Origin of the sequence: Bacillus paranthracis (assembly GCF_001883995.1) — a bacterium.
Classification (GTDB): Bacteria; Bacillota; Bacilli; order Bacillales; family Bacillaceae_G; genus Bacillus_A; species Bacillus_A paranthracis.
Window position 1 is genome coordinate 118,969 of sequence record NZ_MACE01000018.1, and the last position, 25,487, is coordinate 144,455.

At 37.7% G+C, this 25,487-nt stretch carries 20 protein-coding genes; all 20 read right to left on the reverse strand.

From position 1 onward, the window contains the following. Positions 1–297: 297 nt before the first annotated feature. Positions 298–4,599, reverse strand: a complete 4,302-nt coding sequence (locus BAQ46_RS06690) for a PolC-type DNA polymerase III (RefSeq protein WP_000059980.1) — start codon at positions 4,597–4,599, stop codon at positions 298–300. A gap of 124 nt (positions 4,600–4,723) precedes the next feature. Next, positions 4,724–6,424 (reverse strand): proline--tRNA ligase, encoded by a 1,701-nt coding sequence (locus BAQ46_RS06695; RefSeq protein WP_000814314.1) that lies wholly within the window; start codon positions 6,422–6,424, stop codon positions 4,724–4,726. A 109-nt stretch (positions 6,425–6,533) separates the two neighbouring features. Continuing rightward, entirely contained in the window at positions 6,534–7,790 is a 1,257-nt protein-coding gene (rseP, locus tag BAQ46_RS06700) for an RIP metalloprotease RseP (RefSeq protein WP_001090249.1), read from the reverse strand. Between the two features lie 16 nt (positions 7,791–7,806). Then, positions 7,807–8,949, reverse strand: a complete 1,143-nt coding sequence (gene dxr, locus BAQ46_RS06705; RefSeq protein ID WP_061185434.1) for a 1-deoxy-D-xylulose-5-phosphate reductoisomerase — start codon at positions 8,947–8,949, stop codon at positions 7,807–7,809. A 23-nt stretch (positions 8,950–8,972) separates the two neighbouring features. Beyond that, complete coding sequence (gene cdsA, locus BAQ46_RS06710; RefSeq protein WP_000813584.1) at positions 8,973–9,764, reverse strand: phosphatidate cytidylyltransferase; 792 nt, start codon at positions 9,762–9,764, stop codon at positions 8,973–8,975. Positions 9,765–9,781: 17 nt separating this feature from the next. Then, the gene (gene uppS / locus BAQ46_RS06715; RefSeq protein ID WP_000971301.1) at positions 9,782–10,558 is read right to left on the reverse strand and encodes an undecaprenyl pyrophosphate synthase; all 777 of its coding nucleotides are present in this window, start codon (positions 10,556–10,558) and stop codon (positions 9,782–9,784) included. Between the two features lie 85 nt (positions 10,559–10,643). Next, a complete protein-coding gene (gene frr / locus BAQ46_RS06720; RefSeq protein ID WP_000531500.1) occupies positions 10,644–11,201 on the reverse strand; it encodes a ribosome recycling factor in 558 nt (185 codons plus the stop codon). Positions 11,202–11,203: 2 nt separating this feature from the next. Beyond that, a complete protein-coding gene (gene pyrH / locus BAQ46_RS06725; RefSeq protein WP_000042663.1) occupies positions 11,204–11,926 on the reverse strand; it encodes a UMP kinase in 723 nt (240 codons plus the stop codon). Between the two features lie 66 nt (positions 11,927–11,992). Then, positions 11,993–12,880: a translation elongation factor Ts gene (gene tsf, locus BAQ46_RS06730; protein ID WP_001018580.1), complete on the reverse strand. Its 888-nt coding sequence runs from the start codon at positions 12,878–12,880 to the stop codon at positions 11,993–11,995. A gap of 103 nt (positions 12,881–12,983) precedes the next feature. Then, the gene (gene rpsB / locus BAQ46_RS06735; protein ID WP_000111483.1) at positions 12,984–13,685 is read right to left on the reverse strand and encodes a 30S ribosomal protein S2; all 702 of its coding nucleotides are present in this window, start codon (positions 13,683–13,685) and stop codon (positions 12,984–12,986) included. Between the two features lie 350 nt (positions 13,686–14,035). After that, positions 14,036–14,815, reverse strand: coding sequence for a GTP-sensing pleiotropic transcriptional regulator CodY (gene codY, locus BAQ46_RS06740; RefSeq protein ID WP_071741800.1), 780 nt, complete (start codon positions 14,813–14,815; stop codon positions 14,036–14,038). A gap of 77 nt (positions 14,816–14,892) precedes the next feature. Continuing rightward, positions 14,893–16,284, reverse strand: a complete 1,392-nt coding sequence (gene hslU, locus BAQ46_RS06745; RefSeq protein ID WP_000550081.1) for an ATP-dependent protease ATPase subunit HslU — start codon at positions 16,282–16,284, stop codon at positions 14,893–14,895. A 22-nt stretch (positions 16,285–16,306) separates the two neighbouring features. Then, positions 16,307–16,849 (reverse strand): ATP-dependent protease proteolytic subunit HslV, encoded by a 543-nt coding sequence (gene hslV, locus BAQ46_RS06750; RefSeq protein WP_000526271.1) that lies wholly within the window; start codon positions 16,847–16,849, stop codon positions 16,307–16,309. Between the two features lie 42 nt (positions 16,850–16,891). Next, the gene (xerC, locus tag BAQ46_RS06755) at positions 16,892–17,791 is read right to left on the reverse strand and encodes a tyrosine recombinase XerC (RefSeq protein WP_001101228.1); all 900 of its coding nucleotides are present in this window, start codon (positions 17,789–17,791) and stop codon (positions 16,892–16,894) included. Between the two features lie 65 nt (positions 17,792–17,856). Further along, positions 17,857–19,161, reverse strand: a complete 1,305-nt coding sequence (gene trmFO, locus BAQ46_RS06760; protein WP_001998091.1) for an FADH(2)-oxidizing methylenetetrahydrofolate--tRNA-(uracil(54)-C(5))-methyltransferase TrmFO — start codon at positions 19,159–19,161, stop codon at positions 17,857–17,859. A 50-nt stretch (positions 19,162–19,211) separates the two neighbouring features. Beyond that, positions 19,212–21,290: a type I DNA topoisomerase gene (topA, locus tag BAQ46_RS06765; RefSeq protein ID WP_001286973.1), complete on the reverse strand. Its 2,079-nt coding sequence runs from the start codon at positions 21,288–21,290 to the stop codon at positions 19,212–19,214. Between the two features lie 144 nt (positions 21,291–21,434). Then, entirely contained in the window at positions 21,435–22,304 is an 870-nt protein-coding gene (gene dprA, locus BAQ46_RS06770) for a DNA-processing protein DprA (protein WP_061131599.1), read from the reverse strand. Between the two features lie 87 nt (positions 22,305–22,391). After that, on the reverse strand, positions 22,392–23,294 hold the full coding sequence (sucD, locus tag BAQ46_RS06775; protein WP_000115178.1) for a succinate--CoA ligase subunit alpha: 903 nt from the start codon (positions 23,292–23,294) through the stop codon (positions 22,392–22,394). Positions 23,295–23,313: 19 nt separating this feature from the next. Beyond that, the gene (gene sucC, locus BAQ46_RS06780; RefSeq protein WP_001020785.1) at positions 23,314–24,474 is read right to left on the reverse strand and encodes an ADP-forming succinate--CoA ligase subunit beta; all 1,161 of its coding nucleotides are present in this window, start codon (positions 24,472–24,474) and stop codon (positions 23,314–23,316) included. 193 nt (positions 24,475–24,667) lie between these two features. Next, entirely contained in the window at positions 24,668–25,441 is a 774-nt protein-coding gene (gene rnhB, locus BAQ46_RS06785; RefSeq protein ID WP_001174725.1) for a ribonuclease HII, read from the reverse strand. Between the last annotated feature and the right edge of the window lie 46 nt (positions 25,442–25,487).

Here is a 25,487-nt window from a genome sequence, read left to right on the forward strand (position 1 = left end):
AAGAAAAGACCCCGTCCATAGAACGGTCTATCTTATTCTTTCTCGTTAGCTAACAAAAGCCCCTGCCGTTAAGCAGGGAATATCTGTCTTAGTATTACCAAATTTAAGAAGTAAAACTTGTAACAAAATATGTATATACGACAGAAATTTCTTACCTCTCCACATCAATAAAATGTAGATAGTAACACGAAAGAGTGGGTTTCCCCACTCTTCTTTTCACACAATATACATGACATGGTTATCTCGGTTAATAGTATACCATACCAAATGTTGATTTGCAAAGACTTTTCCTACCTATCAGAACAGCGATAACTGGTTTTGATCCGGCAAATCACCTAAACAACCTTGACTATCTAAATACTCAATAATTGTTTTCGAAACCTTACTACGCTGCTGCAAGTCTTCTTTTGATAAGAATTCTCCATTTTTGCGTGCTTCCACAATACTTAAAGCTGCGTTTGTACCAAGACCAGGCACCGCATTAAATGGAGGGATTAATGAGTCTCCATCAATAATAAAGTCTGTTGCATGTGAGCGATATAAATCCACCTTTTGGAATGAGTATCCACGCTCACACATTTCAAGTGTCATTTCTAGTACAGTCAATAAACTCTTCTCTTTCGGTGCTGCATCTAAACCTTTTTGCGCAATTTCATCAATTCTTGCACGTATAGATGCTGAACCTTTTGCCATCGCTTCTACGTCAAAGTCATCTGCACGAACCGTAAAGTATGCCGCATAGAATAAAAGCGCGAAATGTACTTTAAAGTATGCGATACGCACAGCCATAAGTACGTAAGCAGCCGCATGGGCTTTCGGGAACATGTACTTAATCTTCTTACATGAATCAATATACCAACCTGGTACATTATTACTTTTCATGTCCTCTTCCCATTCTTCTGGTACACCTTTACCTTTACGTACTGACTCCATGATTTTGAAGGCTAATGATGGGTCTAAACCTTGATAGATTAAATATACCATGATGTCATCACGACAACCGATAACTTCACTCAGCGTACATGTACCGTTATAAATTAACTCGTTTGCATTACCAAGCCATACGTCCGTACCATGTGATAACCCAGAAATTTGGACTAACTCTGAGAACGTCGTCGGTTTCGTCTCTTCTAACATCTGTCTTACGAATTTCGTACCAAACTCTGGTATACCAAGTGTACCTGTTTTACAGTTAATTTGTTCCTCCGTTACGCCTAACGATTCTGGCCCTGAGAAAATTTTCATTACTTCTGGATCGTCCGTTGGGATTGTTTTTGGATCAATACCACTTAAATCTTGTAACATACGAATAACTGTCGGATCATCGTGTCCTAGTATATCAAGCTTCAGTAAATTATCATGAATAGAGTGGAAGTCAAAGTGTGTTGTTCTCCACTCAGCACCTATTGAATCTGCTGGATACTGTATTGGTGAGAAATCAAAAATGTCCATATAATCTGGCACAACGATAATACCACCTGGATGCTGCCCTGTTGTACGTTTTACACCGGTACATCCTGCTACTAAGCGGTCAATTTCTGCATTTCGAATTGTTAAGTTATGATCATTTGCATAACCTTTTACATATCCATAAGCAGTTTTTTCCGCAACTGTACCAATCGTTCCTGCACGATATACATAATCTTCACCGAATAGTACTTTCGTATAGTTATGGGCACGTGGTTGGTATTCCCCGGAGAAATTCAAATCGATATCGGGTACCTTATCTCCTTTAAATCCAAGGAACGTTTCGAACGGAATGTCATGTCCATCTTTTACATATGGAATATTACAAGTTGGACATTCTTTATCCGGTAAGTCAAAACCAGAACCTACAGAACCATCATTAAAGAATTCTGATTGCTTACATTTCGGACATACATAGTGTGGTGGTAATGGATTTACTTCTGTAATTTCCATCATCGTTGCAACGAATGATGAACCTACCGATCCACGCGAACCTACTAGATATCCGTCTACTAACGATTTTTTCACAAGCTTATGTGAAATTAAATAAATTACGGCGAATCCATGCCCGATGATACTTTTTAATTCTTTTTCTAAACGAGCTTCTACAATTTCAGGTAACTCTTCACCATAAATGCTACGCGCCATTTTATAACTCATATCACGCGTTTCATCATCTGCACCTTCAATTTTCGGTGTATATAGATCATCTTTTACTGGATGAACATCACCAATTAATGATGCAATCTTTTGTGTATTCGTTACGACAATTTCTTTCGCTACATCTTCACCTAAAAATGAGAAACACTCTAACATTTCATCCGTTGTACGGAAATGTACAGGTGGTAATGAATGTCGGTTTAACGGATTCGCTCCACCCTGTGAACTTACTAAAATTTTACGATACATTGCATCTTCTGGATTTAAGTAATGCACGTTTCCTGTAGCCACAACTGGTTTATCTAACGTCTCACCTAGTTTTACTAAGTTAGAAATAATTGTTTTTAATTGTCCCTCATCTCGAACGAGTTCACGCTCTACTAAATGACGTAACACTTCTGGTGGCATTACTTCAATGTAATCGTAGAACTGCGCAATTTCTTCTACCTCTTCAGGAGCTTTTTGCATCATCGCCTCAAACACTTCACCTTTATCACAAGCCGTTCCTACTAAAATACCTTCACGATACTTTTTTAATAGTGATCTTGGTACTCGTGGTACACGGTAAAAGTAATTTAAATGAGAATATGAAACAAGTTTATATAAATTTTTCAATCCAACATCCGATGTAGCAAGTAATGTCATATGACTTGGACGCCCGCGCTTATATGCATCCCCTTGTCCCATACTATCGTTTAATTGATCGTGATATTCAAAACCTTTTTCAATTACATCTTTTAACATTTTCACTAGTAAGTATCCCGTTGCTTCTGTATCATAAATTGCACGGTGATGCTGAGTTAATTCAATGTCCATCTTTTTACACAACGTATTTAAACGGTGATTTTTCATTTCTGGGAATAAGAATCGTGCAAGCTCTAACGTATCTATTACTGGATTTTTTGTTTTTTCTAAACCAGCTTTTTTAAATCCTACGTTAATAAAGCCCATATCGAAGCTTGCGTTATGAGCAACAAGTGTATGGTCGCCCATCCATTCTTCAAACTTTTTAAACACTTCGTCCACTTCTGGTGCGTCGGTTAACATATCATCTGTAATACCTGTTAATTCAATGATCGTTGCCGATAATGGTTGATGCGGATTTGCAAAAGATTCAAAGCGGTCAATAATTTCGCCGCCTTTTACTTTTACAGCAGCTAACTCAATAACTGTATCATATACAGCTGATAAACCTGTCGTCTCAACGTCGAAAACAACATACGTTTCCTCTGCAAGTAAACGATGCGCTTCGTTATACGCTATTGGTACACCGTCATTCACTAAGTTTGCTTCCACACCATATATAACTTTGATTCCAGCTTTTTTCCCAGCTGAATATGCTTCTGGGAATGACTGTGCAACAGCATGGTCTGTAATGGCAATAGCCTCATGCCCCCATTTACCAGCTTGAGCAACAAGCTTAGAAACTGGAGTAACAGCATCCATTTGACTCATTGGCGTGTGAAGATGGAGCTCTACTCGTTTTTCACCTTCTGGTGCTTTATCTTTACGAGACGGTCCTGTTATTTCATTAATATCATTTGCAATCATTACTAAATCTCGAACAAATGTATCATTTTGAACAGAACCACGAGCCTTCACCCACATTCCTTTTTTCAAGGATTGTAGCATTGGAATATCTTCTTTATCACGTGAGAACATTTTGATCATAATCGAATCTGTATAATCCGTTATTTTTAAAGTTAATAACGTACGTCCACTACGAAGCTCTTTCGTTTCCACATGGAAGACATATCCTTGAACTGTTTTTCTTCTTTCTTCATCTTGAATTTCTCGCATTGGTGTAATCTCTTCATCTGGCTTAATAAGATACCCGAGTGTGATCGGCCCTTCATGCACAACGCTGCTTTCTTCAGCTTGCTTCTTCGCCATTTCTTCCATAGCTTGTATAACACGCTCGCGGTCTTCTTGCTGCGTTTGCTCACGAAACTTTTGCATTTCTTCTGTATTTTGCTGTATATGTGTGTCTAACTGGAAACGCGGGAATCCAAAAGCCTCGTATTGATCCCCTACTGGTTTCGCAACGTTTTTCTTTAAAGCAGTAGATTCCAGCTCATTATTCACATTTATAAGTAACTTCACTCCATTGACCTGCGGAAGCTGCTTCTTTAAATAAGCAAACATAGGTGAAAATGTAATTCGTTCCGTACAAAGTGGCCAATACGCCCTCACTTCTTCTTCAGTAAATTGTTTGTTCTCTGTTTCTAATGCAAATGTTGTTCTTGCAATATGAGAAAATGATTGCTTAAGCTTTGTTTCTAGCAATTCATATAATTCTGTAGGCAAAATACGTGGCACTTGTAAATTAAAATGCCAACTTTTATTCGCTTTATCGATAACGAGCCTTTCAATACCACCGCCTTGTAAATATTGATTTATAAGGTCGTCTGGTATTTGCAACTGCTGGAGCAAAATTTGAAATCGCTCTTTTTGTTCATTTGTTAAAGACATAAGCACTCTCCTTCCATTTGCTATTATAAATTGAAACGTACTACAAAGAAAGATTTCTCCCTTCTTCTTTTACAAAATACGTTTACAAAGAAAGAGAAGGTACCTCATTACGAGGTACCTCTTCCTATTTTAAAATATTAGCAATATATGTTTGAAGTTCTTCTACTTTTACTTCTTCAGACTCACCTGTAGCACGTACTTTCACTTCTACAATACCTTCGTCTGCTTTTTTACCAACTGTCACGCGAACTGGAAGGCCGAATAAATCAGCATCAGCAAATTTAACACCTGCACGTTCTGCACGATCATCTAGTAATACTTCATATCCTTGCTCTTGTAATGAGTTGTAGATGTTTTCACCCATTTCACGTTGTGCATCAGACTTCATATTCACTGGAATTACATGCACATGGAACGGTGCAACAGCTTTTGGCCAAACTAAACCGTTCTCATCATTAAACTGCTCTGCAATTGCTGCCACTGTACGAGACACACCAATGCCGTAACAACCCATAATAAGTGGTTGTGTTTTTCCGTTTTCATCTAGGAATGTTGCGTTCATTGCTTCACTATAACGAGTTCCTAATTTAAATACATGACCAACTTCAATTCCGCGTGCGAAAAGAATTGTTCCGTTTCCGTCTGGAGATTGGTCTCCTTCTTGAATGAATCGTAAATCCGTATATTGACTTACTTTAAAGTCACGTTCTGGATTTACATTTACATAATGGAATCCTTCTTCGTTCGCTCCTGAACATCCGTTGACAATTGATGCTACAGCGTGATCAGCAATAATTTCGATATCACCTGTTACACCAATTGGACCTAATGAACCAACTTCACAATTTAATAATTCTTTTACTTCTTCATGAGAGGCAAGCTCAACAACGGAAGCACCGTATACATTTTTCACTTTTACATCGTTTACTTCATGATCACCACGAACAAGTACCACTACTAATTTCTCATCTACTTTAAATACCATAGACTTAATGCACTTTTCAGCTTCGATGTTTAAGAATGCAGATACTTCTTCAATTGCTTTTTGGTCTGGTGTTGCTACTTTTTCAAGCTCTTTTTCTGCTTCGTCACTCTTCGTATACGTAGCTACAACAGGAGCCATTTCGATGTTCGCTGCATAATCAGATGTATCAGAGTATGCAATTGTATCTTCACCAACATCAGATAATACCATAAATTCATGTGTATCTTTTCCACCCATTGCTCCAGAATCAGCAATAACCGCACGGAAATTCAAGCCACAACGAGCAAAAATGTTAGAGTATGCTTTGTATAAGCGATCGTACACTTCATCTAAGCTCTCTTGCGTAGCATGGAAAGAGTATGCATCTTTCATTAGAAACTCTCTTCCACGTAATAAACCGAAACGAGGTCTTTGTTCATCACGGAATTTTGTTTGAATTTGATATAATGTTAACGGTAATTTTTTATACGATTTCACTTCATCACGTACAAGATCCGTAATTACTTCTTCATGTGTCGCTCCTAATGCAAATTCACGAGCGTTACGATCTTTCATACGCATTAATTCAGATCCGTAAGAATACCAACGACCTGACTCTTGCCATAATTCTGCAGCTTGCATCGCTGGCATTAATAATTCTACAGCACCTGCGCGCTCCATCTCTTCTCGAACGATACGTTCTACTTTGTGTAGTACTTTTAATCCAAATGGTAGAAAACTATAAATACCAGAAGCATTTTGACGCATAAAACCTGCACGAAGTAATAACTGATGACTCTTAATCTCCGCATCAGCTGGAACTTCACGTAATGTAGGACTAAATACCATACTTTGTTTCATTTATTCGCACCTCTTCATTTTACTCTTACACGCAGGAAAACCCCTCACCTCGAGTTAGGTGAGGGATTTTATTCTACGAGCTCTATTTCATTATAAGTTTCACTTTATTTTACAAGAAAAACTTACGAATGTCATTCCAAGTTACAACTAACATAAGTAACATTAATAATGCAAAACCAATAAAGTGAACCATTCCTTCTTTTTGACGGTCAATTGGTTTCCCGCGTAACGCTTCAATTAAGAAGAAGAACAAACGTCCACCGTCTAAAGCAGGAACTGGTAGTAAATTAAATAAACCAAGGTTAATACTTAAAACGGCTGCTAAATTTAATACACGCGTAAATCCATAATCTACCACTTGATCTGTAAGATTATAAATTCCTACTGGACCTGACAACTCATTAATAGAGAATTGACCCGTTACTAATTTCACAAGAGATTCAAAAATTAGTTTCGTCCAATAATATGTTTGTTCAAAACCTGATTTAATCGAACCCATTACTGTTTTCTCTACTGGAGTGTAAACACCAATTCTACCAATTTCTTCTTTACCTTCTTTATCAAGCGTTGGCGTTACTTTCACATTAAACTGTTCACTATCACGCTTTACTTGTAACGTAAGTTCTTTATTCGGGTTTTCACGTACAATGGTAACAACATCTTTCCATGTACTTGTGTTTTTCCCATCAATAGCTTGAATTGTATCATTTTCTTTTAATCCAGCTTGCTCTGCTGCACTATTCTCCATCACTTTTCCGACCATTGGTTTGTCAACAGGAACACCTTGTACAAATCCAAGAATCACAAAAATAACAAATGCTAAAATGAAGTTCATTGCAGGACCCGCAAAGATCGTTAAAGCACGTTGACCTAATTTCTTAGAGCCAAACTGTCTATTATACGGAGCAATTTGAATTTCTTCACCAGCAGTAATAATACGGGCCTTTTCATTCACTCGGAATGTTTGAAGCTCTTCCTCGTACTCTTCATAACCCGAAATTGTTAAATTATGCTCTAAATCAGATTGTTCGACTTCAATAACGCGAACATTTGGATACTTTTCATATCCATCAAAAACTAATTTTACAACTTCGTCTTTTTCGTTTAATACAAGTCCAACCTTTTTCCCAGGCTTTAACTCAACTGTATCTGCATCCTCGCCAGCCATTCTTACATAGCCGCCAAGGGGCAGTAATCGAATCGTATACACCGTTTCATTCTTTTCAAATGAGAATATTTTCGGACCAAAACCAATCGCAAACTCACGGCATAAAATACCTGCTCGTTTTGCGAAATATAGATGCCCTAGCTCATGGAAAAATACGAGTGCACCGAAAATTAATATAAAGGCAATCGCTGTATTCAATTCCATACCACCTTTGCTAAATTTGTTCCATCACAAACCGTCTTGTGGCTGCATCAATTTCCAGAATTTCCTCTAAGCTTGGACGTGCAATGACATTGTGATGGTTCATTGCTTTTTCAATGAGGTCTTCCACTGTCAAGAAACCAATTCTCTTTTGTAAAAAAGCTTCAACAGCTACTTCATTCGCTGCATTCATTACAGCTGGCATACTTCCACCTGTTTTTCCAGCTTCATACGCAAAGCGCAAGCAACGGAAACGTTCTTGATTCATTTTCTCAAAATGCAATGTACCCATTTCCCATAAATTTAACTGCTTTGTGTCTGAAAGAGGTAATCGATCAGGATATGTAAGTGCGTATTGAATTGGCACTCGCATATCAGGTGAGCCAAGCTGTGCCATCACACTACGATCTTCAAATTCAACCATAGAATGAATAATACTTTCTTTATGTAAAACAACATCGATTTGCTCATAAGGGATACCGAAAAGCCAATGTGCTTCAATTACTTCTAGCCCCTTATTCATCATTGTAGCAGAATCAATTGTAATTTTCGAACCCATTGACCAGTTTGGATGTCGAAGCGCATCTTCTACGGTCACATGATGCAATTCATCTCTCGTTTTATCACGGAAACTTCCACCAGAAGCCGTTATAATTAGTCGAGAAATTCTTTTTTCATTTTCACCATTCAAGCATTGAAAAATAGCTGAATGTTCACTGTCTACTGGAAGTAACGAAACATTATGTCTTCGCGCTGCTTCCATTACAAGATGCCCTGCAGTTACTAACGTTTCTTTGTTTGCAATTCCAATTGTTTTTTTCGCCTCAATTGCACGAAGTGTCGGTAACAACCCTACGCTACCTACAACAGCATTTACTACAATCTCCGCATCTGGATGTAATGCTACTTCTAAAAGTCCTTCACTACCATATACAATTTTTGTATTACCAGAGACAGCTTGTAATTTTAAAACATCTTCCTCTCTTTGCACAGAGACAATTTGCGGAGAAAATTCTTGAATGACTTTTACTGCATAGTCAATATTTTTCCCTACAGAAAAAGCAACGAGACGGAATTGGTCTGGGTGCGAGCGTAATACATCTAAAGTTTGTGTACCAATTGATCCGCTTGCACCTAATAAACTAATGTTTTTCATGACTCCAACCCCTCGTTCATTTATTAATTGTATTGTAATAAGAAGTAGAGAATTGGTAAAACGAATAACCAACTATCTGTTCGATCTAATATACCACCATGTCCAGGTAAAATTGTACCTGAATCTTTTACGCCATAATGACGTTTAAATGCAGATTGTACTAAATCACCAATTTGTCCAAAAATAGAAATGATAATTGTCAGCACAATTAAAATTACTACATTCGATTCCACTGGGAAGAACATGTTGTAAACAAGCGCCACAATAATTCCACAAACGATGCCGCCTAATGAACCTTCAATCGTTTTATTTGGACTAATTTCTGGCCATAATTTTCTTTTTCCTAATGCTTTTCCTACGAAATATGCACCTGAATCAGTAGCCCATATAACAAATAATGCGCAAAACACATATTTAATTCCTAAAATTCTCGTTTCATTCAAATATAAGAATCCCATTGCAACATATGTTGTCGCCATTAGTAAAAATGAAGCATTATCAAAAGTAAATGTATTCTTAGAAAGGACTGTATATGATAAAAGTAATAGAACAATCACAAATGTGATTTCTAATTTACCTAATCCAATCCAAGTAAACAGTTCTGATGCACTACTTGGAATTAAAATAATCCATAATAATACTGCAGCTAAAACTGTTGGTACTGAAATAAGCGTAAGCTTATTCATACGAATTAATTCATATAAACCTATAGAAGCAAGTGCATACACTAAAACCGTAAAAGGCACGCCACCGTAAATTACGATGGGAATGAATAGCGCGGCAGCAACCACTCCAGTAATAATTCTCTGTTTCACTACCAAACCCTCTCTTTCTACACGCCTCCGAATCTGCGCCCTCTATGCTGAAAGTCTGTAATCGCATTTAGCAAATGTTCCTCGGTAAAATCTGGCCAATACACATCTGTAAACCAAAATTCCGAATATGCAATTTGCCATAACATGAAATTACTAATACGTAGCTCTCCGCTCGTACGGATTAACAATTCTGGGTCAGGTAAAGAACTCGTCATTAGGTAGGAAGAAAGCATTTCTTCGCTTACATCTTCAACACGAACTTTTCCTTCCTCACTATCTTTCATCATATGTTGCACAGCAGAAACGATTTCATCTCGACTTCCATAGTTTAACGCGAAATTCAGAATTAATCCCGTATTCTCTTTCGTCTCTTCCATGGCCTTCTCCATCGCTCTGCGTGTATGCGTAGGAAGACGATCTTGTTGCCCTATTACACGGACTTGTACGTTCTCTTCAATCAATTCTGGTAAAAATGTACCTAAAAATTCTTCTGGAAGCTTCATTAAATAATCAACTTCCTTTTTTGGTCTTTTCCAGTTCTCAGTTGAAAAAGCATAAAGAGTTAATACTTTCACATTAAGTTTGCTTGCAAATTTTGTGATTTTCTTTACAACTTGCATGCCTTCATGATGTCCCGCAATACGAGGCATCGCTCTCCTCTTTGCCCACCTTCCATTACCATCCATAATAATGGCAATATGTTCTGGGATGTATCCTTTTTTCACTTCTTCAACGAGATGATCAAACGATGTGTCCTTTTTACCTTTAAAAAAAGGAAAGTTTTTAAACATCATTCATACCCTCCAACAAGCAGACGTATGCCTAAAAGTGTAAAAAGACCCCCTTAAGAAGAGGGTCATATTTGCGAAAGTATCGCTATTACACTTCCATGATTTCTTTTTCTTTGTTTTTTGCGATTTCGTCAACTTTTGCAATATATTTATCTGTTTCTTTTTGGATATCTTCAGTATATCCTCTTAAATCGTCTTCTGTAATCTCGCCAGCTTTTTCAAGCTTCTTAAGATCATCGTTACCGTCACGACGTACGTTACGAACAGCAACTTTTGCTTCTTCAGCATATTTTTTCACAACTTTTACAAGATCACGACGACGCTCTTCTGTTAATGCAGGGAATGCAATACGAATTACAGTTCCATCATTAGAAGGGTTTAAGCCTAAATCTGCTTTTAAAATTGCTTTTTCGATATCACCGATAGAAGTTTTATCATACGGTTGAATTACAAGTAAACGTGCTTCTGGAACTGTAATGTTCGCTAATTGCACAACTGGTGTTGGTGCACCATAGTAATCAACTTGTACTTTATCTAATACAGACGCGTTTGCACGACCAGCGCGAACTGTTGCTAATTCGCGTGAATAAGCAGCAACCGCTTTTTCCATTTTTTCATTTGCAGACTTCAATACTTGTTGTCCCATATTTATTTCCCCCTTACAACTGTTCCGATATTTTCGCCTAACACGGCACGTTTAATATTCCCTTTTTCCATAACTGAGAATACAATTAATGGAATATCATTATCCATACATAGAGAAGAAGCTGTAGAATCCATTACACCTAAACCTTCTTTTAATACATCTAAGTAAGTAAGTGTTTCGTATTTCGTAGCTGTTGGGTCAATAGATGGATCTGCATTATATACGCCATCCACATTGTTTTTCGCCATTAAAATTACGTCAGCTTCAATTTCCGCTGCACGTAATGCTGCCGTTGTATCTGTAGAGAAGTATGGGTTACCAGTACCTGCTGCAAAGATAACAACACGTTTTTTCTCTAAGTGACGAACTGCTTTACGACGAATGTAAGGCTCTGCCACTTGACGCATTTCAATTGAAGTTTGTACGCGAGTTTGAATTCCGATGTTCTCCAAGCTATCTTGAAGAGCTAATGAATTCATAACTGTCGCTAACATGCCCATGTAATCCGCTCCTGCACGATCCATGCCCATCTCACTTCCAATTTTTCCACGCCAAATGTTACCGCCGCCAACAACAACAGCAACCTCTACATCTAGTTCTGCAATTTCTTTCACTTGTTCCGCAACTGACTTAATAACAGCTGGGTTGATTCCAAATCCTTGCTCGCCAGCTAAAGCTTCTCCACTCAGCTTTAAAACGACACGATTATATTTCGGTTTACTCATAATGAACCTCCAATTGCTTACATCTTTATTTTAAAAAAGGGAACACAATGTGTTCCCTAATCTGTATTAGTTACTACCTTTTACTTGGTTCATTACTTCTTCAGCAAAGTTGTCTTCGCGTTTTTCGATACCTTCACCAACAGCGTAGCGAACGAATCCTTTTAATGTTGCGCCTTTAGACTCAACGAATTGACGAACTTTCATATCAGGGTTTTTAACGAATGCTTGGTCAAGTAAGCAAATCTCTTCGAAGAATTTGCCTAGACGGCCTTCAACCATTTTTGCAACGATTTTTTCAGGCTTGCCTTCGTTTAATGCTTGTTGTGTTAATACTTGACGCTCATGCTCAACTTCTTCAGCTGTTACAGCATCACGATCGATGTATTTTGGGTTAACTGCAGCGATGTGCATTGCTACGTCTTTAGCAGCCGCTTCATCAGTAGAACCTTCAAGAACTGTTAGAACACCAATGCGTCCACCCATGTGTAGGTAAGCACCGAATGCATCTGCATCAGTTTTTGATACGATTTCGAAACGACGAAGTGTAAGCTTTTCACCAATTTTAGCGATTGCTTCGTTGATGTGCTCTTCAACTTTTTTACCGTTTTCCATTGTTTGAGCCATAGCTTCTTCAACGTTAGCAGGCTTCTTAGCTAATAGGTGAGCAGCTAATTCTTTAATTAATGTTTGGAAACCTTCGTTTTTCGCAACGAAATCAGTTTCAGAGTTTAATTCTAAGATTAAACCGTCGTTACCGTTTGTTTCGATGAAAGTTAAACCTTCAGCAGCGATGCGGTCTGCTTTTTTAGCAGCTTTCGCGATACCTTTTTCACGTAAGAAGTCAATTGCCTTCTCCATGTCGCCGTTAGTTTCTGTTAAAGCTTTTTTGCAGTCCATCATACCTGCGCCAGTTTTTTCACGTAATTCTTTTACCATTTGTGCAGTGATTGCCATACTTTTCATCCTCCTAAAATATGTATTTATACCTTTTATAAAGGTGTTTATACCTTAAAAAAGGTGATAAAAGGCCGAACCCCTTATCACCTTTCCAACTTTGTTACGCAGTAACAGTTTCTTCACCTTGTTTTGCTTCAAGGATCGCGTCTGCCATTTTAGATGTAAGAAGTTTTACAGCACGAATTGCATCATCGTTCGCTGGGATAACGTGATCGATTTCGTCTGGATCACAGTTTGTATCAACGATACCGATGATTGGAATGTGTAATTTGCGTGCTTCAGCAACTGCAATACGCTCTTTACGAGGGTCTACTACGAATAATGCACTTGGAAGACCTTTCATATCTTTAATACCGCCTAAGAATTTCTCAAGACGCTCTAACTCTTTTTTAAGTTGAACAACTTCTTTCTTAGGTAGTACTTCGAAAGTACCATCTTCTTGCATTCTTTCGATGTCTTTAAGACGCTTGATACGCTTTTGGATTGTTTGGAAGTTAGTTAAAGTTCCACCTAACCAACGTTGGTTAACGAAGTACATACCAGCACGAGTTGCTTCTTCTTTAATAGCTTCTTGTGCTTGTTTTTTAGTACCTACGAATAAGATGTCTCCGCCTTCAGCAGCGATGTCACGCATAACTTTGAAAGCTTCCTCAACTTTTTTCACAGTTTTTTGTAAGTCGATGATGTAGATACCGTTACGCTCTGTGAAAATGTAACGCTTCATTTTTGGGTTCCAACGACGAGTTTGATGTCCGAAATGAACACCAGCTTCAAGCAATTGCTTCATAGAAATTACTGACATAATATAGTTCCTCCTAAATGGTTTTTGATATCCTCCGTTTACTTCATCTCTAAGCGAAACTACAAACGTAGCACCAACACTTAAATCAGTAAACGTGTGTACTTTGTACTGACACCACTGCTTACTATATCATACTGAAATATTACAATCAAGTCGAAAATGCGAACAATGTAAAACTTTCTTTGTTCATACTCGAATTCTAGTATTACCAACCTACATTTCTTTTAAGCAAAAAAAGTGAAATGCAATTCATGGCCTTTCAAAAAAATGCGATTATGACGCTATGTACGAACAACATCAATCTGTTATACAAAAAAACTCTCCTCAAAAAATGAGAAGAGTTTTATAAATTAGTTTGTTTTTAATTTAGCAAGTTCATGTAAGAATTTGTCGTTTAGTACTTTAATGTATGTTCCTTTCATACCTAAAGAACGCGACTCAATTACACCAGCACTTTCTAATTTACGAAGTGCATTTACGATTACCGAACGAGTGATTCCTACGCGGTCAGCAATTTTACTTGCAACAAGTAAACCTTCTGTTCCGTTTAATTCTTCGAAGATGTGCTCGATTGCTTCTAACTCACTGTAAGATAATGAGCTGATCGCCATTTGAACAACAGCTTTGCTACGTGCTTCTTCTTCAATTTCTTCTGCTTTTTCACGTAAAATTTCCATACCTACAACAGTTGAGCTGTACTCAGCAAGAATTAAATCATCATCTAAGAACTCTTGACCAAGACGAGCTAAAACTAATGTACCTAGACGCTCACCGCCACCAACGATCGGTACGATTGTAGTTAAGCCTTGACCAAATAATTCTTTATTTTCTACTGGGAATGCTGTGTAAGCACTGTTTATATCTAAGTTTGAAGATGTTTCTGTAATGTTGAATAAGCTTTGTGTATACTCTTCTGGGAATTGACGCTCTGCAAGCATTTGTTTCATACGCTCATTCTCGATTTGTTGGTGAATTGCATAACCTAGTAATTTACCACGACGGCTTACTACGAATACGTTCGCTTCGATTACTTCACACATTGTGTCAGACATTTCTCTAAAGTTTACAGGCTTTCCTGCTGCGCTCTGTAATAACGCATTTAATTTTCTTGTTTTTGCTAATAATTCCATTTCAAAAGTTCCTCCTACATGTTACTCACATATTTTTTCATCACTTGGAAACTAGGGCGAGTCACCTGATGACACTATTACAAAATAAACTGGCTCACATCTTTATTTTTAGCAATCGTTGCTAATTTTTCCTCAACGTATTGAGGCGTTATCGTTATTTTCTCTAACGTAATTTCAGATGCTTCAAACGATAAATCTTCAAGGAGCTTCTCCATAATCGTATGAAGTCTTCTTGCTCCAATATTATCTGTATCCTGATTAACTTGATAAGCAATCTCAGCAATCTTACGAATAGCTTCGTCTGAAAATTCAATTTCTATACCTTCAGTCGCTAATAAAGCAATATATTGTTTAATTAACGCATTATCAGGCTCGATTAATATTTTAACAAAATCATCCGTCGATAATTTTGTTAATTCTACTCGAATCGGAAATCTCCCTTGTAATTCCGGAATCAAATCTGACGGTTTAGACATATGAAACGCTCCAGCTGCAACGAATAAAATATAATCCGTTTTTACTGATCCGTATTTTGTCGCAACATTTGATCCTTCTACAATTGGTAAAATGTCACGTTGCACACCTTCACGTGATACATCTACACTATTCGACTGCTTACCAGCAATTTTGTCAATTTCATCGATAAAAATAATCCCGAGCTGTTCAGCACGATAAACAGCCTCTTGTGTAACTTCATCCATATCAATTAAGCGCTGTGCTTCCTCATTTGTCAAGACTTTTCTTGCTTCTTTTACAGAAAGTTTACGTTTTTTTGTTTTTTTCGGCATAAAACTTCCTAATGCATCTTGAAAATTCATCCCCATTTGTTCCATGCCAGTTCCTTGCAGCATATCGAACATGGAAGACTGTTGTTCAGTCACTTCAATCGATACAATTTCATCTTCAAGAAGTCCTGCAGCAAGCTTTCTTTCCACATCTTGACGTTTCTTTTCGATTTCAACATCTTCCTGTGAATCTGTTGTTTGATTCGAATTTTGAGCGCCACCAAATAGCATTTCTAATGGGTTTTTAAATCCAGATTGCTTCTCCGGACTCGGCACTAAAATTTCAACAAGACGTTGGTTCGCTTGTTCTTCTGCTTTGTCTTGTACTTTTACTACCATTTCTTCTTTCACAATGCGAACTGACGTTTCCACAAGGTCACGTACCATCGATTCTACATCTCTACCTACATATCCAACTTCTGTAAATTTCGTGGCTTCAACCTTAATAAAAGGTGCTCCAACGAGTTTCGCCATTCGTCGTGCTACCTCTGTTTTACCAACACCTGTCGGTCCAATCATTAAAATATTTTTAGGTGCAATTTCATCACGTAGATTTTCAGCTAATTTACTTCGGCGGTATCGATTTCTTAAAGCTACAGCAACCGCTTTCTTCGCATCCTTTTGACCGATAATGTATTGATCTAATTTTTCCACAATTTGACGCGGAGTAAAATGTAAATGCATATAAAATGCCTCCCTTACGATTCTACAATTCTTCCACAATTATATTGTGGTTTGTATACACACAAATATCGCCTGCAATGTCTAAACTCGCTTTCGCAATTTGCTTCGCTGTTAAATGTTCACTTGCATATTGTTTTAAAGCACGACCTGCTGAAAGCGCATAATTTCCGCCAGATCCAATTGCTAAAATACCATCATCCGGTTCAATCACTTCTCCCGTACCTGAAACAAGGAGCATCGTTGTTTTATCCATGACAATGAGCATCGCTTCTAGCTGACGTAACATTTTGTCACCGCGCCATTGCTTCGCCATCTCAACAGCAGCACGCTGCAAGTTTCCATTATACTCTTCTAATTTCCCTTCAAACATTTCAAAAAGAGTAAATGCATCAGCAACTGAACCTGCAAAACCAGCTAAAACTTTCCCTTGAAAAAGTTTACGAACCTTACGAGCTGTATGTTTCATTACAACAGCATTTCCCATTGTCACCTGGCCATCTCCAGCCATTGCACATTCTCCATTATGATGAACTGCAAATATCGTTGTAGCGTGGAAATTTCCCATAGAAAAAACTCCTTTATATGTTTTTATAGCTTTAAAAGCAATTTATGCCCGTGGGTGATGCTTCATGTAGACAGAACGCAATCTTTCTTTAGAGACATGCGTATAAATTTGTGTCGTAGACAAATTTTCATGACCGAGTAGCTCCTGTACAGTACGTAAATCTGCCCCTTCATCTAACATATGTGTAGCAAATGTATGCCTTAACATATGAGGACTTATACGCATTGTCAGTGAAGCTTTCTTAATGAGTTCATTTAATACATAGCGTACTCCTCGACTTGTCAGCGGCGTGCCTTTCGCATTTAAAAATACCATATGAGATTGTTCTTCAGTTTTCTTGGCTAACTGTTTTCTCCCGTTCTCTATATAAGTAATTAAAGCATCTTGTGCATAGCTCCCGAACGGAATATACCTTTGTTTTTTTCCTTTTCCCATTACTAAAATTGTTCCCACCGCAAAGTCAATATCGGTAAGTTGTAAATTGACACATTCACTCACACGGATCCCGGTCGCATACATCAACTCTAATAAAGCTTGATTCCTTTGACCTAACGGGGTTTCCGTATCAGAAACTTCAAATAATTCCTCTAATTCTTCAGCATATAAAAACTTTGGGATTGACAATTCTTTTTTGGGGAGTGACGCAAGTGCAAACGGATTATCCTTCCGATAACCTTCACGCATCAAAAAACGATATAAACTTCGTAAGCTTGATACTTTTCTTGCGACAGATTTACGGGCTAACTTTTCATCGTGCAACGTCGTTAAGTACAAACGAACATCCGCGTATGTAATATCTAAAAAAGAGGATATGCCTTCTCGCTCCATAAATTGCACAAAATGTTCTAAATCATTTTGATAACTTGCAATTGTATATTTTGAATAATTTCTTTCAATTTGTAAATATCCAACGAATAATTGTAACAATTTCTTCACATTCACACAATTCACCTCAATAAAGGCTACTAAATCGTATCACAACTTAGTAGCCTTTGCAAGAAATTTAACTAAATATTTACAAAATTTCGAATCGTTTCTAAAGCGCGTGCTGCATAGGCTTCATTACGTTCTGCTTTTTTCTTAATTTTCTTCTCTAACGGTGCAAACAGACCGAAGTTTGCATTCATTGGCTGGAAGTTTTTCGCGTTTGTCGCAGTAATATAATTCGCCATACTTCCCATTGCAGTTACAGGTGGCAATACAACCGGCTCTTCACCTTTTACAAGTCGAGCAGCGTTGATACCTGCTAGCAATCCTGAAGCCGCCGATTCAACATACCCCTCTACTCCAGTCATTTGACCAGCGAAGAATAAATCATCACGTTGTTTATATTGGTATGTTGGACGAAGTAAGTTAGGTGAATTAATAAACGTATTACGATGCATTACACCATAACGTACAATCTCTGCGTTTTCCAGTCCCGGAATCAACTGTAACACTTCTTTTTGCGGTCCCCATTTTAAATGCGTTTGGAAACCTACGATATTGTATAACGTCCCCGCTGCATCATCTTGACGTAACTGAACAACAGCATATGGCGTTTTCCCTGTTTTTGGATCTTCTAATCCAACAGGTTTCATCGGTCCAAATACTAGTGTTTGTCTTCCTCTACTTGCCATAACTTCTACCGGCATACAACCTTCAAAGAAAATTTCTTTTTCAAATTCTTTTAAAGGTACTGTTTCAGCAGCGATTAAAGCCTCGTAAAAACGGTCAAATTCCTCTTCCGTCATTGGACAGTTTAAATATGCCGCTTCACCTTTATCGTAACGAGATTTTAAATACACTTTATTCATATCAATGCTGTCTTTCTCAACAATCGGTGCTGCTGCATCATAGAAATAAAAGTAGTCTTCACCCGTTAATTCTTTTAATTGCGCAGAAAGATCAGGCGACGTAAGTGGACCTGTCGCAATAACAGTAGGACCTTCTGGAATTTCAGTGATTTCTTCATTCACCACAGTTACGTTCGGATGATTTTTCACATATTCCGTTACTTTTGCCGCAAATTCATGACGATCTACCGCTAAAGCCCCTCCTGCTGGTACAGAACACTCATCAGCTGCACGAATAATAACAGAATCCATTAAACGCATTTCTTCTTTAATAACACCAACAGCATTTGTTAATGTGTTTGCGCGAAGCGAGTTACTACATACTAATTCTGCAAATTTATCTGTGTGATGAGCTGGCGTTTGCCTTACCGGTCTCATTTCGTATAATCTTACTTGGACACCACGTTTTGCAATTTGGTAAGCTGCTTCACTTCCTGCAAGACCTGCGCCAATGACGTTTACTACTTGTGTTGTCATATATTTATCACCTTTCCTTTTCTTCCCGAAAAAAATGTGAGCAGTTACGCTCACATTTGTTGTTCTTCTTCATAATCACACGAAATACATTGTACTTGTACGCCTTTTTTCAACTTCTTCTCTACTAGCATACCTTCACACTTCGGACATTTACGGCCAATCGGCTTATCCCAAGATACAAAGTCACACTCTGGATACGTACCGCACCCATAGAAAAGACGTTTCTTTTTATTACTACGACGTTCAATAATTTGACCTTTATCACATTTCGGACAAGTAACACCGATTTCTTTCACAATCGGTTTTGTATTACGACAATCTGGGAAATTCGAGCAAGCCATAAATTTCCCGTATTTACCCATTTTAAAGACCATTGGGTGATTACATAATTCACAATCTTCCCCAGCTGGTTCATCTTTAATTTCCACTTCACGCATTTCTTTTTCCGCTTTTTCTAAACGCGGTTCAAATCCTACGTAGAAATCATCAACAATTTTTACCCAATTCGCATTTCCTTCTTCTACTTCATCGAGGCTTTGCTCCATGTTAGCAGTAAATTCAATGTTAATAATTTCCGGGAAAAACTCTAAAATAAGTTCAATTACTATTTCACCTAGTTCAGTTGGAACGAAGCGTTTATTATCCAAACCTACATATCCACGTTTTTGAATCGTTTCAAGTGTCGGTACGTAAGTCGACGGTCTTCCAATTCCAAGCTCTTCAAGTGTTCTTACTAAACGAGCCTCTGTATAGCGCGGCGGAGGTTGTGTAAAGTGTTGCTTCGGTTCTAAATCCTTCGAAAATACGGTTTCCCCTACTTCTAAAGGTGGCAACATCTTATCCTTTTCTTCAGCCCCATCATCTTTCGACTCTACATACACTTTCATAAATCCTGGGAACTTTACAACCGATCCACTTGAACGGAACTGAACATTATTATTAATGAGTCTCGCTGTCACAGTATCCATTATAGCAGACGCCATTTGACTTGCAACAAATCGCTCCCAAATCAATTTATACAATCGAAGTTGGTCACGACTTAAGAAACTCTTTAGTTCCTCTGGCTTTCTCATTACCGAAGTAGGACGAATTGCCTCATGCGCATCTTGTGCGTTCGACTTCTTCGTTTCTTTCTTCTTTTCTGTTCCTATGTATTCCGTACCAAACGCCTCAGTAATGTACGTACGTGCCTCTGTTTGAGCTGTTTCTGAGATACGTGTTGAATCAGTTCTCATATACGTAATAAGACCTACAGTTCCTTGTTTTCCAAGATCAATTCCTTCATACAATTGCTGCGCAAGCATCATCGTTTTCTTTGCTCGCATGTTTAACTTACGCGCCGCCTCTTGTTGCAAGGAAGATGTTGTAAATGGTAATGCTGGATTACGTTTTCGCTCTTTTCTCGTTACATTTTCAACTGAGAACGCATTATCTTTCAGCCGTTCAATTATTTCATTCACTTGTGTTTCATTCGTTAATTGAACTTTTTCACCATCTACACCGTAAAAGCTTGCTTCAAATGTGTCTTTCCCTTTCACAAATTCTGTCTTAATTGTCCAGAATTCTTCAGGCTCGAAACTTTGTATTTCTCTTTCACGTTCGATAATTAAACGAACTGCTACAGATTGTACGCGTCCTGCACTTAATCCTTTTTTTACTTTCTTCCATAATAAAGGACTAATATTGTAACCAACAAGACGATCTAGTATACGTCTTGCTTGTTGTGCATCTACTAAATTCATGTTAATCGCGCGAGGATGTTTGAATGATTCTTTTATTGCATCTTTTGTAATCTCATTAAACACAACTCGGCAATCTGATTCAACGTCCACATTTAACGTATTGGCTAAATGCCAAGCAATAGCTTCCCCTTCGCGGTCTGGATCGGCCGCGAGATAGACTTTCTTTGCTTTTTTTGCTGCTGATTTTAAGTCTTTTAAGACGGGACCTTTACCACGAATGGTAATATACTTCGGGGTGAAGTTGTTCTTTACTTCTATCCCCATTTGGCTTTTAGGTAAATCGCGAACGTGTCCCATAGACGCGACAACTTTGTATTTTTTCCCTAAATATTTCTCAATGGTCTTCGCCTTAGAAGGCGACTCCACGATTACGAGGTAATCTGACATGCTAGTGCCTCCTTAAGAGGTGGATTCAAGTCTTCATTAATCTTATTGATTTCTCTTGTTTTTGTCAATCAAGAATGAATATACCATACAGTGCCTATCTACCATTTGTCAATAATTGTTTAATAAAAACATAAAAATATAAGGTTAATTTAAAATCTCTTCCAGTATATCTTCTGCATTTCTTACTAGTTTCGCTCCTTGTTGAATGAGATGATTTGTTCCTGATGCACTATCTATAAATATAGGTCCAGGCAGTGCAAATACCTCTCTATTTTGCTCTAGAGCAAGGTCTGCGGTAATAAGTGTTCCACTTCTTGATTTCGCTTCTACAACTAAAACACCTTTACTTATGCCACTAATAATTCGATTCCTTTTTGGAAAATACCATTTTTTCGGTGCGTAGTGCGGAGGATACTCTGTTAATAACAATATATATTCATTCCACACTTCATATAAATATCGATTCTCTCTTGGATATATATACGATAATCCATGTCCTAGTATCGCAATTGTTGGGCAATGCCGTCTTACTGTAATTTCATGAGACATCGCATCTATCCCTCTTGCAAATCCACTGACAATAAGCCATTCTTTTTCTAATAATGGATGTAAAATAAATTTCAAACTTTCATATCCATATAAAGTCGGTTCTCTCGTTCCAACAACCGCTAATTTATTCACTTTATTGAGAAAATCTTTTTCTCCTTTTCCATATAATACAAAGGGAGGATCTTGTATTTCACGTAATAATTTTGGATAATCTTCATCCCATATTGTCATATAAAAGAATCGATTTTTCTCTAAATAAGATATATATTGTGGGAGATTTGAACTTTGAAGAAAATTTACTAATTCTGAAGATTTTTTCGAGGATATTCCAGTGTAACATTCAATTTGTTTTGCATTAAAATTGTATATTTCCTTCAATTCTGGATCGACATGTAATAGCCTCTCTATCGCCTTCCAATGGTCTGCTAACAAGTAATGAAGATGTAATAATCGTTCTCTTTTCATCCTAATTCTCCTTACCCATAATTTTTATTATGTTAACAAGAAGTTTGTAAAAAGACACCTTCAAGCAAGAAGGTGTCTTTCAACAGATTAGTAGTTTTTACAAGTCTCAAATAGACCTTTTTCTTTTAAGACAGAGATTAGCGTTTCACCCATAACTGCTGGAGTTTCCGCTACTTTAATACCACAAGCTTCCATCGTTTTAATCTTTTCTGCAGCAGTTCCTTTACCGCCAGAAATGATTGCACCAGCATGACCCATACGTTTGCCAGCAGGCGCTGTTTGGCCGCCAATGAAGCCTACAACCGGTTTTGTCATATTAGCTTTCACCCATTCAGCTGCCTCTTCTTCCGCTGTACCACCGATTTCACCAATCATAATTACAGCATGTGTTTCTTCATCTTCATTAAATGCTTTTAACGCATCAATAAAGTCTGTACCGTTAACAGGGTCTCCGCCGATACCTACAGCCGTAGATTGACCAATACCTTCTTGTGTTAACTGATGTACAGCCTCATACGTTAATGTACCAGAGCGAGATACGATACCTACATGACCTTTTTTATGAATGTACCCTGGCATAATACCAATTTTACATTCATCAGGTGTGATAACACCTGGGCAGTTCGGTCCAAGTAAACGTGTATGTTTACCAGCCATATATCTCTTTACATTTACCATATCTAATACAGGAATTCCTTCAGTAATACATACTACTAAATCAATTTCTGCATCAACTGCTTCCATAATTGCATCAGCCGCAAAAGCGGGTGGAACGTATACAACTGAAGCGTTTGCGCCTGTTGCTTTCACTGCATCTTCTACAGTATCAAATACTGGTACACCTTCAATATCAGTGCCACCTTTACCTGGCGTTACACCACCGACAATTTTCGTACCGTATTCTATCATTTGCTTTGTGTGGAATAACCCTTGAGAACCTGTAATACCTTGAACAATAACTTTTGTATCTTTATTAACTAATACGCTCATTTTTCTCCCCCGCTTTCTATTAGCCCACTAGTGAAACAATTTTTTGTGCACCGTCTGCCATAGATTCTGCTGCAACAATATTTAAGCCAGACTCATTTAAAATTTTCTTACCTAACTCTACGTTTGTACCTTCAAGACGTACAACTAAAGGCAATTCAAGACCTACTTGTTTCGTTGCTTCAATAACACCTTCTGCAATAACATCACACTTCATAATGCCACCAAAAATGTTAACGAAGATACCTTTTACATTTTTGTCAGAAAGGATAATTTTGAATGCTTCTGTAACCTTTTCAGCTGTCGCACCGCCACCAACATCTAAAAAGTTAGCTGGATCGCCATGGTAATGTTTAATGATATCCATAGTAGCCATCGCTAAACCTGCACCATTAACCATACAACCGATATTTCCATCTAAAGGAATGTAGTTTAAGTCATATTTAGAAGCTTCGATTTCTTTTGCATCTTCTTCATCAAGGTCACGAAGTTCTAAAATATCCTTATGGCGATATAAAGCATTAGAATCAAAGTTTAATTTCGCATCTAATGCCATAACTTTACCATCACCTGTTGTAACAAGTGGGTTAATCTCTGCGATAGAGCAATCTTTTTCGATAAAAGCACGGTATAAGCCCATCATAAACTTCACAGCTTGTCCTACAAGCTCTTTTGGAATATTGATGTTAAATGCAATTCGGCGTGCTTGGAAGCCTTGTAAGCCTACTGCTGGATCAATATATTCTTTAAAGATTTTTTCAGGTGTTTTTTCTGCTACTTCTTCAATTTCTGTTCCGCCTTCTTCAGAAGCCATTAAAACAACTTGAGAAGTTGCACGGTCTAAAACAAGACCTACATAATATTCTTTTTTAATATCGCAACCTTCTTCGATAAGTAAGCGTTTTACTTCCTTACCTTCAGGACCTGTTTGATGTGTCACAAGTGTAGTTCCTAAAATGCTCTCTGCATATGTACGAACTTCATCTAAATTTTTTGCAACTTTTACTCCGCCAGCTTTGCCGCGTCCACCAGCGTGAATTTGTGCTTTCACTACACATACATCCGTTCCTAATTCTTTCGCCGCTTCTACAGCTTCTTCTACTGTAAATGCAACCTTCCCGTTCGGAACGCTAACCCCATAGCTTCTAAGGACTGCCTTACCTTGGTACTCATGGATATTCATGGTCCCATCCTCCCCTGTTTTCCTGTTTTACTCGAAAAGTTTTTTAATGTTTAAAAAACATTACATTGCCATTGTATAAGATGATTGGCACGCTGTCTACAATAAAGTGTCAGAAAACTGAAATCGCTTTATTCTTTTTGGAAAATAGTAATGTTTATATGTCAAAATACAAAATAAGCTGCGTTTTCGCAGCTTATTTTTGAATCATATCTTTAATTGGCGCAAACGATTTTCGATGTTCTTCTAATATGCCATGCGCTTCAATCGCTTCTAAATGTTGTTTTGTGCCATATCCCATATGTTGTTCAAATCCATATGCAGGATACTTTTCTCCAAGCTCTTTCATCATACGATCTCTCGTTACTTTCGCAATAATGGATGCAGCTGAAATAGAAATACTTTTTGCATCACCTTTAATAATAGATGTTTGCGGAATTGGTGTAGGGAGTTTCATCGCATCAATTAATAAATATTGTGGTGTACAAGATAAATTCGCAACAGCATCTAACATCGCTTGTTTCGTCGCTTGATAAATATTTATTTCATCAATAACTTGCGGTGATACAATTCCAACTCCAATTGCAATTGCTTGCGCTTTAATTTCATCATAAAAACGCTCACGTTTCGCTTCACTCAACTTTTTCGAGTCATTTAACCCCGGAATATAAAAATCCTTAGGAAGAACGACAGCTGCCGTCACAACAGGCCCAGCTAACGGTCCACGACCTACTTCATCTATACCTGCGATATATGTGAGACCTTTTTCACGTAATGCATTTTCATATTTAGACATTTCTAGAAATTTTTCTTTTTCCTTTTGTGCTAACTCTTTTTGTTTATACCACTTCGAAATGAGCTTTTGTACCCCTTTTCGCTCATCTTTCATTAATATCTGAAAGCGGTCGTCCTCTTCACTCATAATTTCTTGTAGTAAATGTTCCGCCTCTTGAATCGTCACTTTTTGCATTCATGCCACTCCCTTTATATACAAAAAAGAAAAGACGTACAAACGC

Bases quoted from the DNA above. Each gene is read 5' to 3' on its own strand.
- BAQ46_RS06690 (WP_000059980.1), bottom strand. From the start codon at position 4,599: ATGTCTTTAACAAATGAACAAAAAGAGCGATTTCAAATTTTGCTCCAG.
- BAQ46_RS06695 (WP_000814314.1), bottom strand. From the start codon at position 6,424: ATGAAACAAAGTATGGTATTTAGTCCTACATTACGTGAAGTTCCAGCT.
- dxr (WP_061185434.1), bottom strand. From the start codon at position 8,949: ATGAAAAACATTAGTTTATTAGGTGCAAGCGGATCAATTGGTACACAA.
- uppS (WP_000971301.1), bottom strand. From the start codon at position 10,558: ATGATGTTTAAAAACTTTCCTTTTTTTAAAGGTAAAAAGGACACATCG.
- frr (WP_000531500.1), bottom strand. From the start codon at position 11,201: ATGGGACAACAAGTATTGAAGTCTGCAAATGAAAAAATGGAAAAAGCG.
- pyrH (WP_000042663.1), bottom strand. From the start codon at position 11,926: ATGAGTAAACCGAAATATAATCGTGTCGTTTTAAAGCTGAGTGGAGAA.
- tsf (WP_001018580.1), bottom strand. From the start codon at position 12,880: ATGGCAATCACTGCACAAATGGTAAAAGAATTACGTGAAAAAACTGGC.
- rpsB (WP_000111483.1), bottom strand. From the start codon at position 13,685: ATGTCAGTAATTTCTATGAAGCAATTGCTTGAAGCTGGTGTTCATTTC.
- codY (WP_071741800.1), bottom strand. From the start codon at position 14,815: ATGGAATTATTAGCAAAAACAAGAAAATTAAATGCGTTATTACAGAGC.
- hslU (WP_000550081.1), bottom strand. From the start codon at position 16,284: ATGCATTTACATTTTACTCCGCGTCAAATTGTGGAAAAATTAGATCAA.
- hslV (WP_000526271.1), bottom strand. From the start codon at position 16,849: ATGGGAAATTTCCACGCTACAACGATATTTGCAGTTCATCATAATGGA.
- trmFO (WP_001998091.1), bottom strand. From the start codon at position 19,161: ATGACAACACAAGTAGTAAACGTCATTGGCGCAGGTCTTGCAGGAAGT.
- topA (WP_001286973.1), bottom strand. From the start codon at position 21,290: ATGTCAGATTACCTCGTAATCGTGGAGTCGCCTTCTAAGGCGAAGACC.
- dprA (WP_061131599.1), bottom strand. From the start codon at position 22,304: ATGAAAAGAGAACGATTATTACATCTTCATTACTTGTTAGCAGACCAT.
- sucD (WP_000115178.1), bottom strand. From the start codon at position 23,294: ATGAGCGTATTAGTTAATAAAGATACAAAAGTTATTGTTCAAGGTATT.
- sucC (WP_001020785.1), bottom strand. From the start codon at position 24,474: ATGAATATCCATGAGTACCAAGGTAAGGCAGTCCTTAGAAGCTATGGG.
- rnhB (WP_001174725.1), bottom strand. From the start codon at position 25,441: ATGCAAAAAGTGACGATTCAAGAGGCGGAACATTTACTACAAGAAATT.